General features: G+C 62.9%; 14 protein-coding genes and 1 tRNA gene. 3 read left to right on the top strand and 12 right to left on the bottom strand.

The features are described from left to right. Positions 1–9: 9 nt before the first annotated feature. The 7 genes from NEK97_RS18610 to galU all read right to left on the bottom strand — a co-directional run bounded on the left by NEK97_RS18610 (position 10) and on the right by galU (position 5124). Positions 10–828, bottom strand: coding sequence for a hypothetical protein (locus NEK97_RS18610; protein ID WP_235517019.1), 819 nt, complete (start codon positions 826–828; stop codon positions 10–12). Further along, entirely contained in the window at positions 821–1510 is a 690-nt protein-coding gene (locus NEK97_RS18615) for a helix-turn-helix domain-containing protein (RefSeq protein WP_235517021.1), read from the bottom strand. Before NEK97_RS18615 ends, NEK97_RS18610 begins: the two co-directional genes overlap by 8 nt. Positions 1511–1654: 144 nt before the next feature. Continuing rightward, positions 1655–1727: transfer RNA gene (locus NEK97_RS18620), tRNA-Ala, on the bottom strand. Positions 1728–1763: 36 nt separating this feature from the next. Further along, entirely contained in the window at positions 1764–2564 is an 801-nt protein-coding gene (locus NEK97_RS18625; protein WP_257371213.1) for an SDR family oxidoreductase, read from the bottom strand. Positions 2565–2573: 9 nt separating this feature from the next. Beyond that, on the bottom strand, positions 2574–3455 hold the full coding sequence (locus NEK97_RS18630) for a hypothetical protein (protein ID WP_374111553.1): 882 nt from the start codon (positions 3453–3455) through the stop codon (positions 2574–2576). Positions 3456–3585: 130 nt separating this feature from the next. Further along, a complete protein-coding gene (locus NEK97_RS18635; protein ID WP_257371214.1) occupies positions 3586–4212 on the bottom strand; it encodes a GNAT family N-acetyltransferase in 627 nt (208 codons plus the stop codon). Between the two features lie 6 nt (positions 4213–4218). Continuing rightward, positions 4219–5124, bottom strand: coding sequence for a UTP--glucose-1-phosphate uridylyltransferase GalU (gene galU / locus NEK97_RS18640; protein ID WP_235517027.1), 906 nt, complete (start codon positions 5122–5124; stop codon positions 4219–4221). Between the two features lie 131 nt (positions 5125–5255). On the opposite strand from galU, the gene NEK97_RS18645 reads away from it, so the two are divergent. The 3 genes from NEK97_RS18645 to cpaB all read left to right on the top strand — a co-directional run bounded on the left by NEK97_RS18645 (position 5256) and on the right by cpaB (position 7140). Further along, positions 5256–5858 carry a 5-formyltetrahydrofolate cyclo-ligase gene (locus tag NEK97_RS18645; protein WP_257371215.1) on the top strand — a complete coding sequence of 201 codons (603 nt, stop codon included), beginning with the start codon at positions 5256–5258 and terminating at the stop codon, positions 5856–5858. A 154-nt stretch (positions 5859–6012) separates the two neighbouring features. Further along, a complete protein-coding gene (locus NEK97_RS18650; RefSeq protein WP_235517030.1) occupies positions 6013–6285 on the top strand; it encodes an FmdB family zinc ribbon protein in 273 nt (90 codons plus the stop codon). Between the two features lie 69 nt (positions 6286–6354). Continuing rightward, positions 6355–7140 (top strand): Flp pilus assembly protein CpaB, encoded by a 786-nt coding sequence (gene cpaB, locus NEK97_RS18655; protein WP_257371216.1) that lies wholly within the window; start codon positions 6355–6357, stop codon positions 7138–7140. A 23-nt stretch (positions 7141–7163) separates the two neighbouring features. Here the strand turns inward: cpaB and NEK97_RS18660 are convergent, their stop codons facing one another. The 5 genes from NEK97_RS18660 to NEK97_RS18680 form a co-directional block, all read right to left on the bottom strand. Then, entirely contained in the window at positions 7164–11327 is a 4164-nt protein-coding gene (locus NEK97_RS18660; RefSeq protein WP_257371217.1) for a DUF4011 domain-containing protein, read from the bottom strand. A 161-nt stretch (positions 11328–11488) separates the two neighbouring features. Further along, the gene (gene guaA, locus NEK97_RS18665; RefSeq protein WP_257371218.1) at positions 11489–13078 is read right to left on the bottom strand and encodes a glutamine-hydrolyzing GMP synthase; all 1590 of its coding nucleotides are present in this window, start codon (positions 13076–13078) and stop codon (positions 11489–11491) included. A 109-nt stretch (positions 13079–13187) separates the two neighbouring features. Continuing rightward, entirely contained in the window at positions 13188–13688 is a 501-nt protein-coding gene (locus NEK97_RS18670; RefSeq protein ID WP_257371219.1) for a DUF3817 domain-containing protein, read from the bottom strand. Next, on the bottom strand, positions 13685–14560 hold the full coding sequence (locus NEK97_RS18675) for an SURF1 family protein (RefSeq protein WP_257371220.1): 876 nt from the start codon (positions 14558–14560) through the stop codon (positions 13685–13687). The genes NEK97_RS18670 and NEK97_RS18675 overlap by 4 nt, the downstream gene beginning before the upstream one ends. A gap of 60 nt (positions 14561–14620) precedes the next feature. After that, positions 14621–15109, bottom strand: coding sequence for a PTS sugar transporter subunit IIA (locus tag NEK97_RS18680; protein ID WP_211711216.1), 489 nt, complete (start codon positions 15107–15109; stop codon positions 14621–14623). Positions 15110–15115 lie beyond the last annotated feature (6 nt).

A 15115-nucleotide genomic window follows, 5' to 3' on the forward strand; every position in this document is an offset into this window, starting at 1 on the left:
CCGAGGCGGTCAAAACGATTTGAGGCGGTTAGCCGGTGGCAGACTGTGATTGACGGCAAGTATGTGGAGTGCGTCCATGGCCTGTGTTCGGTCGGCTGGGTCCAGCAGCTGCCACGATCGGTGCCCCGGGTCGGCCAGTTCTTTGTGCAGGGAAAGAACCCGTGACCTATCGCTACCCTTCATTTGGGCCGCAGTGACCAGCGGCGTTCTGAGGGTCGCGCAGATGACGACTGCATCGTCGAGGTGCCGGTCCCTGTCGCGGGAGTCTTCGCGGTAGGCCGCGCCTTTCAAGACCAACGCCCCGAGGGCATTCGGGATGCTGATGAGGACAGGTGGGTCGTCGTCGACGGCCAAGCGGCAGTTCACGGTCCGCTGCAGCGCCTGCGTGCCTCCGGATACCTGGAACGGTTTGCGTCCGCCGAGGGCCGGAATCTTTACCGGGGCCAGATGGTCGGCCACCATCACGTCGATCTGCTGCTTGCCGCGGACGAAACGGTGGGCTGGTGCGTCATGGGAGATGGATTCCTCCAAGGTGTACCCAAGTCCGTTCAGGACAGCACTAACTCTCGCCGTGGTCGCCGCACCTGTCTCGATGTGCAGCACGATGTCGACATCCGCTGTTGGTCGGAAGACGGCAAGACCAGCAGCCGCAGCGTGCAGCTGCACCATGAGCCCACCGACCAACGTCCATTGGGTGGACGGCAGGGCTCGGGCCAGTTCCACGCATTGTGGCCATGGCGATAGCCAGCCTCCCTGGGGTAGGGGCACGTCCCAGGTCTCGCGGTCATGGGTTGCTTCGGCGACGGCGTCCGGTTCAGCTTCAGACATGGAGCAGTTCGTTGATGACTCGCTGTCCGGCACTGCGTTCGCGGGTTGCCAGTGAATCCATGAGGTCTACTGCAATGGCTGCCATGGGTGCCCGGCCATCGGCGAAGGGTTCATGCAACTCGACTTCACGAATGATGGCGTTGCCGTCAGGATCTTCAACCAAGCCGAATGCATCCGCGAGGGCGGCTACGTCGCCGATCATGACATAGCCTTCGGCAGTCCCGCTCCCGCCAGCCATCCCGAAAGTCTCTGCAATGGATTCTTCGCGCGTGGCCGAGGCACCACTCGGGATCAGATAGTCGTTAAGTGCGGCCAGCCCGTCGGGTGTAGCCCTGTAGCGGTGGGTCTTGTCCTTTTTTCGGGCAAGAACACGAACGGCGTCTGCGTCCAGCTCTCGTAGTCGGCTCTTCAACCGGGATTTCTCCGAAGCGCTGATCCACGTGGGGTTCTGACCAGAGAGCATCGCCAGTGCAGCCCATGCAGTCTTGGCCGCCCAGGCGCGGCCGCGCCGGGTGCCGGCATGGGTCAGACGCTCTACCGACGATCGATCGATGAGTAGCACGCGGCCAGCACGACCACTGGCCGTCAGCCGGCCAGAGTCGATCAGGTCATGAACTGAAGCGCGGGTGATGCCCAGCCTGTCCCCAACCTCCGCGACGGTTATTCCGTCCACCTTCTGCATACACTAAACCCTACGGGCGTAGGGCTTAGTGTCAATAGCTGGGCAGATTTTGGCGTTAGGAGAAGCGACAACAGTCCGGCCTACCGCAGCTCTCAGGCAGATCAAGTGTTGCGGTTCGCACTCAGGAAATCAGACCGCAAAGTGTGGAGCTAAGGAGATTCGAACTCCTGACCTCTTCGATGCGAACGAAGCGCTCTACCAACTGAGCTATAGCCCCCTGGGTCCGGCTTGATGCCGGACCAGTGTCCCTAGGCTATAAAGTTTCGCGGCGCTTTTCCAACCACGACACGAACGTCTCGGAACCAACCCTTTGTTCGGGGACCAGGTTATGGCCTGCACGCAGGTAAGCGCCCATCGGGCCCGGCAGCGGCAGCCCGATGATCTTTCCGCAGGCGCCCGTGACGCGTTTCCAATCCTCCGCCATCTGCCGCATGGTGAGCTCCTCCGGGCCACCTACAGTGCGGACACTGTGCGGTGGAGCCCCCGACTCAGACGTGGCTGCTTCGAGCAGGGAGGCCGCGGCATCCGCCGGCGAGATGGTCTGGAACCTGGCGCCGTTGAAAGTGGGGACGAGCCCTAGTCGCGCGCCTGCGGCGAAGACCATCGCGATGAGGCTGTGGAACTGTGTGGCCCGGACGACCACGGTTTGCAGCGGCGACTCGGCGTACGCGCGCTCCTTTTCGGCCTTGGAAACGTAATACGAATAGGTGCTCAGATCGCAGTTGATGATCGACAGCGCCACAATCCTGGCCACCCCGGCCAGGTGGGCAGCCGCGGCGAGGCGCGCGCCGCCGTCGGCGAATTGCTTTTTGGCTTTGCCGAACTGTCCCTCAAGGCAATCAATAACGACGTCGGTACCCGTCAGGGCGGCGGCCAGCCCGTCGCCCGTGGTGACGTCGGCAGCGAAGTAGGTTGCGCCGTCGAGACGATCCGCTGAGGCCATGGCTGGCACGTGGCGGCTGAGAACGGAGACTGTGTGCCCGGCAGCCACGGCGAGGCGGACAACTTCCCGGCCAACCTGGCCGGTGCCCCCTGCAACGCAGATGCTGGTCATGGAGGGCTGTTAGGCGCGACGGCGCTGAAGGACGTCATCCAGGTTGCTGAGGGCGCTTTGGCTCTTGACGGAAACCGCAGCCGCTTCGGCCTGTTCGGCGTTCTGCTTCAAGATGGGCTTGCCCACGGGCTTGGGGGCTTCCGGGAGATCCAGCGGCTCAGGTGCCGGGCGGGCTGCTTTCGCGGCATCGACATACGTGGGCTTCGGGACCTCGATAGGCTTCCAGCTTGCGCCCTTGGATTCCTGGGCAGACCTGGCCGAATCATCCCCGGCGGCAACGGCAACTGCCAGCGCGGCTTGACGCAGTTCATCAGCTGTAGGCCGGTTGGCTTCGCGGCTGGCGGCCTCGGCATCGAAGACGGTGGTCGCCTTGGGCTCGGCCGGCTCTTCCTTTGGCAGGTAACGGGCGGGAGTCGGGATCGGCGCTGCCTGCGCTGCACGCCGCGCGCGTCGTTCGCGCAGGTCCCGAAGGGCAAGCCTGCGCAACACCACGACGGCGACTACCGCACCGACCAGCGAGACGAGCGGCAACCACAGCGATCCCTTACCGAAGAGGCTAAGGATGCCTGAAACGATCGCCGTCAAAAGCAGGGCAAGGCCCGACAACGCCAACGTAAAGCGGGCGTACCGAATGGTGAAGGGTGTGGAGGACGAGTTCCGGGCATCAGTTTCGGCCGCTGAGGATCCCTGGGGCGACGCCGGTGCTGTCCTGTGCATGGTCTCCATCGGTTTCTCCTGCTGAGGTGCCAAAGTCAGTACCACCCCTGCCTGCGGTTCGTCTGGTTCGTCGTCGATTGCGTCTGCTGGAACAGCCACTGTTTGGACTTGCGAACGCCTGTTCCGTAAAACATAAGGCGCCACCCAGACCATCCACAGCGCGACAGCGACCACGAGTATCACTGAGCTGCTGAGAGGGAAGTCCACATTCAAAACCGTAGAAGCAAATGACCGGGGGCGGCGGCATTGAGGCCGGTGTGTCGTGGGCGAGTCCGCAAATGACTGGAGTTAGGGCCGAAAAGGCCTATGACCTGCCCGTTTGTCCGCTGAGCCACCTGCGCAGGAGTCCTTCGGGAACTTCATCGGAAGTAAGTGCAAAGGAACGGTGGTCGGCCCACTCGCCATTGATATGCAAGTACCGTTCCTTGTAGCCCTCATCGCGGAAACCCAGTTTCTCCACAACCCTGAGGCTTGGCGCGTTCTCCGGGCGGATATTGATTTCCATGCGGTGCAGGCCCAGCACGCGGAAGCAATGGTCGGTGGCCATCGCTACGGCTGTGGGAGCGATGCCATGCCCGGCACGGTCCTTATCGACCCAATAGCCCAGGGTGGCCATCATCGCCGAACCCCAGACAATGGACGATACCGTCAACTGGCCTACGATTTTCGGTTCACGGAAGCCGGGCGTCCGCTCGACAATGACAAATGGCAGCGCGGTGGACTGACGGGCCTGGTCGTTCAGGGAGCCCACCATCTGGCGGTAGCTGGGAAGGCGCCCACCCGGAGCCGGGTTGGACGCCTCCCATGGCGCCAGCCATTCACTGTTGCGTGAACGTACTTCGGTCCACTCCCGCTTATCGCGGTAGCGGATGGGCCGCAGCAACAGGTCTCCGCTTTCCAGCGTCACCGGCCAGATCGCAGAGCCGTACATCCGTTGTTACTTGGGAAGCGCTGCAGTGAAGTTCGGCAGCCACTCGCGCAATTCGGGACCGAGGTCCTCACGTTCGCAGGCAAGCTCGATGCATGCCTTGAGGTAGCTAAGTTTGTCGCCTGTGTCGTAGCGGCGGCCGCGGAATACAACGCCGTACACGCCGTAGCCTTCGCCCTCGCCCGCAGCCAGTACCTCCAGTGCGTCCGTCAGCTGGATTTCCCCGCCACGGCCCGGTCCGGTCTTCTCCAGGACCTCGAACACGGCCGGGTGAAGGACGTAGCGGCCAATGACAGCCAGGTTTGACGGAGCTTCTTCCGGTGAGGGCTTCTCCACGAGCTGCTTGATGCGCACGTAGCCGTCCTCACCTTCGTCCTCCACGTCCGCGCAGCCGTAGGCGCTGATCTTTGAGGGCTCAACTTCGATGAGGGCCACCACGGATCCGCCGGTCTTCTGCTGGACCGCAATCATCTCGCTGAGCAGGTCGTCCTTCGGATCGATCAGGTCATCACCAAGGAGCACGGCGAACGGTTCGTGGCCGACGTGCTGCTTTGCACGAAGGACTGCGTGGCCGAGCCCGTTGGCGTCGCCCTGGCGAACGTAGTGGATGTCGCCCAGGTTGGTGGCCGACTGAATGGCCTCCAACTTGGCAGTGTCACCCTTTTCGGCAAGCGTGGCCTCAAGGGCCGGCACACGGTCGAAGTGATCTTCAAGGGCGCGCTTGCTGCGTCCCGTGATCATGAGGACGTCGTGCAGGCCCACCTTAACGGCTTCTTCGACGACGTACTGGATGGCTGGCTTATCAACCACGGGCAGCATTTCCTTGGGCATCGCCTTTGTTGCAGGCAGGAACCTGGTGCCAAGGCCCGCTGCGGGGATGACGGCCTTACGGACAGCATTGTTATCGAGAGTCACCGGACTAATCTAACGGAAGGAAGACATCAACGGCTAAACCCCGCCGCACCGAAAGAGGGTTTTTTGTTTCAGGGAAGGGCAGCCCTATTGCTCCTTCCGGTGTTACGTACGGACCCAAAGAACGGATACATATGGCAACGAAGGAAGAGATCCGGAGCAGCCGCCGGCTTCACAGGCGAAGCCTTGCGCCAGAGCAGATTGCAGCCGCCGGCGCGTCTATAGCCCGGCACGGCACGGAATGGGCCGCAACAAGGGCCACCGCCACCGGCACTTTTGCGGTCTACGTTGGAGTCGCTTTCGAACCCCCCACGCTGCCCCTGATTCAGGCGCTGCACGACGCCGGGCACCGTATCCTGCTCCCGGTCTGCGAGCCGGAAAGGCAACTGAGTTGGGTGTATTGGACGCCGTCGACCGTGTTCGTGCGGTCCTCCTACGCCCCCATCGACGAACCCGAGGGCGAACGGCTGGAAAGTTCGGTCGTGGCCGACGCCGCAGGGATTTTCATGCCGGCTACGGCTGTTGACCGGGACGGAAACAGGATCGGCCAAGGAGGTGGCTACTATGACCGGCTCCTCCAGGGACTCGACGCATCCGGCCAGCGGCCGCCCACCATCGCTGTGGTGTACGACGACGACCTGTTGCCTTCCGGTTCCATACCCGCCGAAGCTTTCGACCGCCCCGTGCGGGAAGTGCTCACGCCCTCTGGAACCGTTCGCGTCGACGGCCCGGAATAGGTGGCCCCGTTTCGATGTTATGAGCTTCAGTCCGGCACGAATGCTGCAATGGCACCGGATGATAGAATTGGCACTCAGGCCCTGCGACTGCTAACCCGGAGACGCTCCGGATGCGTGGCACAGGACCTGAACCATGTCCTGAAGGAGGAATTCAGTGCCCACTTACGCATACGCCTGCAAAGACTGTGACCATGCCTTTGACATCGTCCAGTCCTTCTCTGACAGCTCCTTGACGGAGTGCCCCGAATGCAAGGGAGCGCTTCGGAAGAAGTTCAACAGCGTTGGCGTTGTTTTCAAGGGCTCCGGTTTCTACCGCACTGACTCCCGCGACGCCAAAGGAAGCACGGTTTCGGCCGCTCCCGCAGCGCCCGCGCCTGCGTCGTCGGCTCCCGCCGCGACTCCGGCACCGGCAGCCGCAGCCAGCTAAGAGCTCCCTTTTCCACATAGCCCAACCTGGCACTGTTTCCGTGGGTGCCGTGCTGGGTAGCGTGGCTGCATGCCACATCAGTCACGAAGCACCCTCCTTGCCCGGGCAGAGCGATCAGCGGCAGCCGCTGGTAAATGGTCTCCCCCATCGCGTATGCCGCTGCGCGCCCCCCTTGATTCCAGGTTCAGCCAAAACCGTCCGGGCAACCCTCGTGGCCTGAAGCGCAGGTTCGGATCCTTGATCGGACGAAACCGCCGCCTCACTGTCGCGCTCCTGCTCTGCCTGGCTGCAGGTATCGCAGTCCAGCAGCTCACGCCCGCTTCTGAGCAACGCGTCAACGTACTGGTGGCTGCCCGGGACCTCCCCGGCGGAACCAACCTGGCCGCCTCCGACTTCACGACCATTCCTGTAACCCAGGGTTTGGCAATCCCCACCGCATTTGAGGACCCTGGCGCCCTTGCAGGGCGTCAGCTCGCTGCACCCCTTGGCCGGGGCCAGATCCCCACGGAGTCCAGCCTGCTGGGTCCTGGCTTGCTCACCGGAACACCGCCGGGCACGGCAGCGGTTCCACTCCGGATGGCCGACCCTTCATCCATCCAGTTGCTCTCCCCCGGCCAGTTGGTGTCCGTGGTCCTTACCGCAGCCGGATCCTACGATGAGTCCCGCGAAAGCCAGGTCCTGGCTGGTCCTGTTGCCGTGCTGTGGACCTCTGCCCAAGGCGGGAAGGCCGGGGAGTGGCTCGGTACGGGTGACAACGACGGCCTGGTGGTTGTGGCTGCCGACCCACAGCAAGCAGAAAAGCTTGCCGGCGCATCAACGCAGGGCAAGCTTTTCTTTGTACTGGTCAGCCCGTGAAAGGACGTTCCATCAGGCTGGCATCAGCCCCAGTGCGGGGGCTTTTGCTCCTTGAGCCACTCCTCGTGGTCATAACCGGACTCGTCTCCCCAACGGCGGGGGTCGTCCTCTGCAGCCTTGGTTGGAAGAATGCCCTGCGGGGCCGGCTTGGCTGGAACAGCCTTCGACTCCTCCGAGCCCTCAGCGCCGGCCTGGCCGGTGCTTTCCGAGTCCTCAGCAGCGTTGTCTTCCCCGCCGGTTACTTGTTCCGTCATTGGTGCTTCTTTTCCGTTGTCGGCTGCAGCATCGGCCGGCTTGGAGCCAACCTCGCTCCTGCCGGCCGCCCTTCGTGCGCTGGGCGCGAAGGAAGGCGGTGCTTTGTCAAGGTTCAATTGTTCAACATCCACGTCCAGGAAGCCATGCTGGGGAGAGGAAGCGAGCTGCGGGATGTGGTTTTCCAGTCCCAGGTAGGATCCGATGCGGTCGGCGCAGGACGACGGGTCCGTGAACACTTCGATCGTCCACAACGACATGTACCGCCACCCCATGCGCTCCAGCAGTTGTGGCCGCAGACGGCTTCGCTCGCGCACGCTCATACGCCTGTAGCGTTCGGTGCCATCGGATTCGATGGCCACCGGGGTGGGGATCTCAGCGCCTTCCCTGCCAATGGTGTGCACCGGATCCGCGGCGGCAGCGATGTCCAGCACGCCATCGTAGAGATGCCACACACGTGCTCCACGAGCACGCAACCGCTCCCCAAGATCTGCCACCAAGGGATCTTCACCCAGCGCTTGTTCGCTGGCCACGGCGCGGGAAGCAGGCGTTCCAAGATTGCTGTTTCCAGAGAGTTCGCGGTCCAGCAATTCGTAGAAGTCCACGGCACCGTGAGCCAATCGATCCTGGTCAAGGTCTTCGGGGCGGAAGCACGTCAGCACGTGCATGGACCGCCGGGCACGGGTCATTGCCAAAGCAAAGCGGTTACGCCCGCCTTCGGTGGACAAAGGCCCGAAGGAGTGGAGCGCACGCCCGTGAGGTGTGCGACCGTAGCCGAGGGAGAAGATGACGTGATCCCGCACCAAGCCCTGGGCGCGCTCCAGGTCCACTACCCTGAAGGACTCTGGACCGGCCCCGAAGAAAGTGGACAGGAGGGGATGGTTTGGCAGTTGGAGCCTGATGGCCTCACCGATCCTGGCCGCATGGCGGAGGCTGGCCGTTACTACGGCCAAGGATGTGCGGGGACGAAGCCTGGCGTGTTCGAACACCAGGTCCACCACACGGTTGACTTCCGCGGTGACGGACTCAACACCTTCGTGGTCAGCCCCCGGGAGGCCAGTGCCATCGGGGATGTATTCCACCAGGATCGAACGGTCCAGGCCGGTGACGGAATTGCCCTCGGGCAGGCGCCGCAGTCCGCCGTCGTAGTAGTTCTTGCTCAGCTGGAGGATCAGGTCCTCGTCCACGGCACGGTAAACCCAATTCAACTGCCATGTGGGCAGCACGCGGGCAAGCGCCTTGAAGGCGCTGTCCACAACCTCGTGGCTGGCTACACCGGCAACCGGAGGTTCCACGGCAACGCTGAAAGTGCGGGCGTTGGCGATCTTTGCATCTCCGAAGGCCACTACCTGCTGTGCCCGGGCAATGGCGGGAAGAACTGCCTGCAGGGAGGTCGACTCAGCGTCGATGATTACCACAGCATCAAACTTCTGTTCTGCAGGAAGTACTCCGGTCAGCAGGTAAGGACTGACCGACCAGACCGGCACCAGCAGCGGAACAAGGTCCGGTGCCTGGGCGCTCAGTGCCGGCAACGTCACACGCCCATCCTTCAACAGGGCACGAAGCAACTCGGCCTGCCGCGGGTGTTCGAGGATGCCTTGACGCCATTTCTGGGCCAGCTGCCAACGAAGCCGGGCCGCGCCACTGGCGATGTGGGCCTGGTCCGCGAGGCGGTATTCGGCCTCGAGGCGGCGCAGCGAATCGCCATCGGACATAGCAAGGTAGTCGTCGCCGCTGATCATGGCTTCCAGCGCAGACTGCCACCAGGCAAGGTCCAGCTCCGCGGCCACCGAGGGTGCCGGGACTTCGCGGGCAGCAAGGTCAGCGAGCAACTCACCAAGACCGTGCTCGCGCATCTCTTCAATCAACAGCGTCCGCTCGGGCAGGGTCTCCAGGGTGGCTGTGTCCGCTACAAGGCGTTCCAACCGCTCCATGAGCTCCGGGTACGGCGTCTGGTGCAGGGAGCCTCCGGCAGCAGTGTGCTTGAGGGCTTCGCCGAGCCGGTGCAGTTCGCCGTCCAATTCCCGGTAAAGAGCACCGAGGTCGGCAAGGCCGGACGGCACAGCCGGGTGACGCTGCGTCGTCGCGTAGCCGGCCCACAAGGCTCGCTGTTCCTGGACGAGTACCAGCGAACTGTGGAGGTCCGCGATGTGGACGCCGGGCCGTACGTATTCCTTGGCTACGCGCCGCAGCCTGGAGCGCTGCATGGACGGCATTTCCAGGTTCCGTTCACGTCGCCATGCGGAGCTGGCTGTCGCGGAGATGAGGTCATGGACAGGCCGGTCAAAGATGTCCGGGGTGAATTTGTCCAGGCTTTCCCGCACGGCAATCAGCAGTTCAAGCTGGGCTCCCCATTCGGTGAACGTTTCGCCCAACCTGATTTCGGCGTGGTCGGAAACCTGCTTCATGCGGTCACGCAGGATGGGGAGTTTCTCCTCAGCCAAAAGAACCAGTTGCTGGGCTTCTTCTGTCTCCTTGCGGGTCACCAGGCGTGCGCCATACCAGGGGCTGGAAGTCGAGGCTCGGCTAAAGCTGCCCAGTTCGGCCGCACGGCGCAACCGGCCGGCAAGTTCCTCGCGGTCCTTGATGTTGTCCAGGACGCTGCGCTTCAACCGCACCGTCGTGGATGGCGCAGGGTGGATGGACGTCAATTCGGCGAGCGATTGCATAGCCTGGTACGGCGAGCAACCCCAACGCTCACGGACATTGTGCAGGGATGCCACGTGGTCCATCAGGGCATGCCGGTGCTCGATCAACGTCTGGTGAAGGTTACCCTGCTGAGGCTCCAGGGCCTTCTCGCTGCGCATGATGGCACGGACCAGTTGGCCCTTAAGCTGCTGCGGCGTAGTTCCATTGCCCGGCCGGAAGAACATCGAATCAAGGCCCAGCGACTCCAGGTGCGCGGACAAACCAGCAAGGCTGGACTGCCTGTCCCCCACCACCAGTACGGACTTGCCTTCGCTGACCAAGGCACCGATGACGTTGATCGCGGTCTGTGTTTGCCCACTCCCCGGCGGAGTGCTGACAACAAGGGAATCTCCAGCCCGCACTGCGTCCACCACGTACTGCTGGTCCGTGTCGGCGTCGAGCAAGAGGAGCTCATCGGCGGGATTCCGCTGGTCAAGATCGGGGAACCTGCCCGCTTTGATGGGTTCAGGCTCAATGTCGCCACCGTTGGCTGCACTGGCCAAAGCGGCCACAGTGGGGTTGTTCATGTTGATCCACGGATCATCCAGGTTCCCGGAAAGGTCAGCCAAGGTGGTGACGAGCAGGTTGAACTCCACCTCCGCGCCGTGAATGGGCTGGACCAAGGTAGCCAAGCGGTCCAAAACCGGCTGGGGGTCGAGCCTTGCGGTGTTGTAGGCCATGCGTGCGACCGCATTGACGTCAAAGACGATGCCGTGCACCGTTTTCAGGTGCCGAACCAGGGCCGGGTTCATACGGGCCTGTTCGGTGAGCTGGAGTTCGAAGTCGTCCTCGCCCGGCCGAACGGTGAGGACAATGGACGTAAGCATGACCGGCGCGGAAACGCGCTGGGGCTTCCCACCTACTGCCGATGTCCACACCACGGTACCGGCGGACAAGTATCCGGCTTCGATACCGCGGTCGTTGCTGAGCTCGAAAATTTTGGACCGGATATTCCGGGCTGCCCGGGCAGCGACCAAATACTGTTGCCTGTCCCTGATCAGAGTTGACAGGCGCGTCCTGCGGCCCGCGAGCAGCTGGGCGAGGCCCGACGGGTGCGCATTGCTGAGGTCAATGGCGCCTTCCGGGGTCTTAACGAAACGCAGCATCGTATCTGCCCCGGTAACGGGCTTAAGACCAGACAGCCATTTCCTGAGCTCCTCGGAGCCCTCTTCCTGGCCTAGACCTAATGACACAACTTCTGCCTTCTTTTCTGTACTAGCTTTAGACGCCCTGGACCATACCGGCATACTTTCGAGGGTAGCCGGAATACCCCGCCAGCCCACTTCGCAACGCTGTTCCGACGCGAAATTCGCCGCCAGTTCGCAACCAACTGGCCCTTGGAGGCTCACGATGCCCCCGGTTTGAGCACAATGGCCGGCCTCCCAAGGGAGGCCGGCCATTCAGAATGCTATTCCCACTCGATGGTTCCCGGTGGCTTGCTTGTGACGTCCAGCACCACGCGGTTCACGCCATCCACCTCATTGGTGATGCGGTTGGAGATGCGGGCCAGGAGGTCATAAGGCAACCTGGACCAGTCAGCCGTCATGGCGTCCTCGGAGGACACCGGACGGAGCACGATCGGGTGCCCGTAAGTGCGACCGTCGCCCTGTACGCCAACGCTGCGGACGTCTGCGAGCAGGACGACCGGCATCTGCCAGACGTCGTTGTCCAAACCGGCGGCCGTCAGCTCCGCACGGGCAATGGCGTCAGCCTTGCGCAGCAGGTCCAGGCGCTCTTTGTTCACTTCGCCAACGATGCGGATACCCAGGCCGGGGCCGGGGAACGGCTGGCGTCCAACGATTTCCTGCGGCAGGCCAAGCTGAGCGCCGACGGCACGGACTTCGTCCTTGAACAGGGCGCGCAGCGGCTCGACAAGCTCGAACTGCAGGTCCTCGGGAAGCCCACCCACGTTGTGGTGGCTCTTGATGTTCGCAGCACCTTCGCCGCCGCCGGATTCGACGACGTCGGGGTACAAGGTGCCCTGGACCAGGAACTTGATCTTCTCACCGTCGGCTGCGGCCTGGGCGATGATGGCCCGTTCCGCTTCCTCGAAGGCGCGAATGAACTCACGGCCGATGATCTTGCGCTTGGTTTCGGGATCGCTCACGCCGGCAAGAGCCGAGAGGAAGCGTTCCTGCTCATTGGCAACGTACAGGTTGACACCCGTAGCGGCAACGAAGTCCCGTTCAACCTGCTCGGCTTCGCCTTCACGCAGGAGGCCGTGGTCCACGAAGACACAGGTCAACTGGTCGCCGACAGCACGCTGGACCAATGCAGCTGCGACGGCGGAGTCAACGCCACCGGAGAGACCGCAAATGACCTTGGAATCGCCGATTTGCTCGCGGATACGATCCACTTGCTCTTCGAGGATGTTCCCGGTTGTCCAGTTCGGGGTAAGGCCCGCGCCCTTGAAGAGGAAGTTTTCCAGGACGTGCTGGCCCAGGACCGAGTGCTTCACTTCGGGGTGCCACTGCACACCGTAAAGGCGCTTCTCGTCGTTGGCGAAGGCCGCTACCGGGGCACCGGCCGTAGTAGCCAGTACCTCGAAGCCCTCGGGAGCTTCGTGTACGGAGTCGCCGTGGCTCATCCAGGTGTTCTGCGACGCCGGGACGCCATCAAGGATGGAACGTGCGTCACCCACGAGGAGCGCTTCGGTTGCACCGTATTCCCTCAAACCGGTCTGGGCCACTTTGCCACCCAAGGCATTTGCCATGGCCTGGAATCCGTAGCAGATGCCGAAAACCGGAACGCCGGCCTCGAAGAGGTCCGGGCCCACGAACGGCGCGCCCTCGGCGTAGACGCTGGAGGGTCCGCCGGAAAGAATGATGGCTGCCGGGTTCTTGGCCAGAAGCTGCTCGGTGGTGAAGGTATGCGGAACGATTTCCGAATACACATTCGCTTCACGGACGCGGCGGGCAATCAGCTGCGCGTACTGGGCACCGTAGTCAACAACCAGCACCGGCTTCTGGGAAGTCTGGGGTGCGGTGGGAGTAGTCACCCACCAAGACTACTTTGCCGGACCGCCCCGGTGCACCTTGACGATGGCGCGGAAGGGCCAAAACCGGGCCGGTCGTTAGGCATCTCACACCCGCGGCGCCCAGTGGTGCCTAGTAGCGCTTGGAGGCCTGGGGGTTCGCGGCCAACTCGGCCTCAACCTCTGCGTGGAATTTCTTCTCGACAAAGAACGACAGCAACGGAATGACGCCACCGAGTGCCAGCAGGACCATCTTGGAGAACGGCCACCGCATCAGGGACCACAGCCGGAAGTTCGAGACCAGGTAGACCACGTACATCCAGCCATGCACGATCAGCACCGACGTGGAGATGTTGAAGCCGCCAAGGACTCCCTTCGGCTCAGACTCGGCAAAACCGAAACCGAACGGCTGTCCGGTGACCGCATCGGTACCGCCAGCGTAGAGCGAAACACCGAAGGCGTAGCGGGCAATCAACTCCGCGCACAGCAGAAGAAGCATCGCACCCGTGAGGTAGGCCATCACCTTGTAGAACTTCAGCGCAGAACGGATCTGGGCTTCCGTTCCGCCAAACCGCCGCTTCTTGGGCTTGTTTCCGGATTGCTCGGGCTGGATGGCCGGTTTGGGCTCAATCATTGCTGCACCTTTTGTTGTTGCTCTGGGCTTGTCGAATCTGTGCTGGTGGGCTCTTCAGCGCCGTTTTCGCTGACTGTACCGTTTTCGCCGTCGAACTCGTCGTCCTCATCCTCTTCCAGGTCCCGGCGGTAGTCGTCCTTGACCAGCCGCCACCAGATGAAGATCGAGAAGCCGGCAAAGACTACCCACTCCACCGCGTAGAAGAGGTTCAGCCAGTTGACCTGCTCGGCAGGCGGCTGCGCGGGGATATTGAGGGGCTTCATCGTGTCGGAGGCCGGCACAGCTACCCCACCGGCCATCTCCGACGTCGCGGCGACGAAGCCGGGATAGCTGGAGACTTGCCAGTCGTTGATGAGTTCCGCGGTAGACACTGCCGACGCGCGTCCTGGACCGGCGTCGACGTTCGGTACGGGGGCTTCAGACGGGATGAGGCGACCGGTCAAGGTGATAGTGCCCGACGGCGGCGGCCCGGCTTGGGAGGCGTCGGCCACCCAGCCGCGGGCTACCGGAATCCAGGTCCGGGGCGAGGCGGCAACGCCGCTGAGCTTTGGGGCGTCATTGACCGCGAAGGCGGAGACGATCCAGTAACCCTTTTGGTTGTTGTACAGGCGGCCCTCCACAAGGACCTGCTTGTCGGGGTCATAGCTTCCGGTCGCGCTGACCATCTGGTCGGAGACGGATCCATGGAAGAACTCGCCCGGCTTGAGGACGTCCACAAGGGGTTTTACTTCCTCGATGCTGGACGGCGCGGGAGGCTCGTGCTGGGTGGACCGGCTGAGCTGCCATTGGCTGAGCAGCACAAACACCCCGGACAGCACAAGCGCAAAGACCAGTCCTGCGATCCAGCGGGGTTTCAACGCGGTTTTTAACACCCCTTAACCGTACTTCGTCCAGCTGTAGAACAACGAAACGGGTGTTCAGTGCACAAGACTTCAGTGGTCGAAGAACACCAAGCTGGAGTTGATGAGCTCTGAGATGACTTCGGGATCGTGCGCCCGGCGGAGTGATTCCCGGAAAGATTCCTTCGACAGGGACCGGGCAAGGGTGGCCAGCACCTCAAGGTGGTCCGAGAAGGAGCTTGCCGGGGTGGCGATGAGGAGGATCAGGGTTGCAGGCCCATCGGTTGCGCCGAAATCCAGGGCGTGGCCGAATTTGGTCACGCCCACCGCGATGGAGATCCTGTCCACGTACTCGCTGCGGGCGTGCGGAAGGCCTATTCCCCCGGGAAGCCCCGTTGCCAGTTGGTGTTCACGTGAATGTACCTGCTCCAGGAAGCCCTCGAGGTTGGTGATCCGGCCAGCCGCGTGGAGCTTCGTGGCCAGTTGGGCCGCAGCATCGATCTTGTCCTGGGCGACGAGTTCGAGGATGACAGTGTCCGGGGTTGTCAGTTCCGCGTCATACCGGTCAAGTGGTTCAGCCAAGTCGTG

It is taken from the genome of Paenarthrobacter sp. UW852 (assembly GCF_024608385.1).
Lineage (GTDB): Bacteria > Actinomycetota > Actinomycetes > Actinomycetales > Micrococcaceae > Arthrobacter.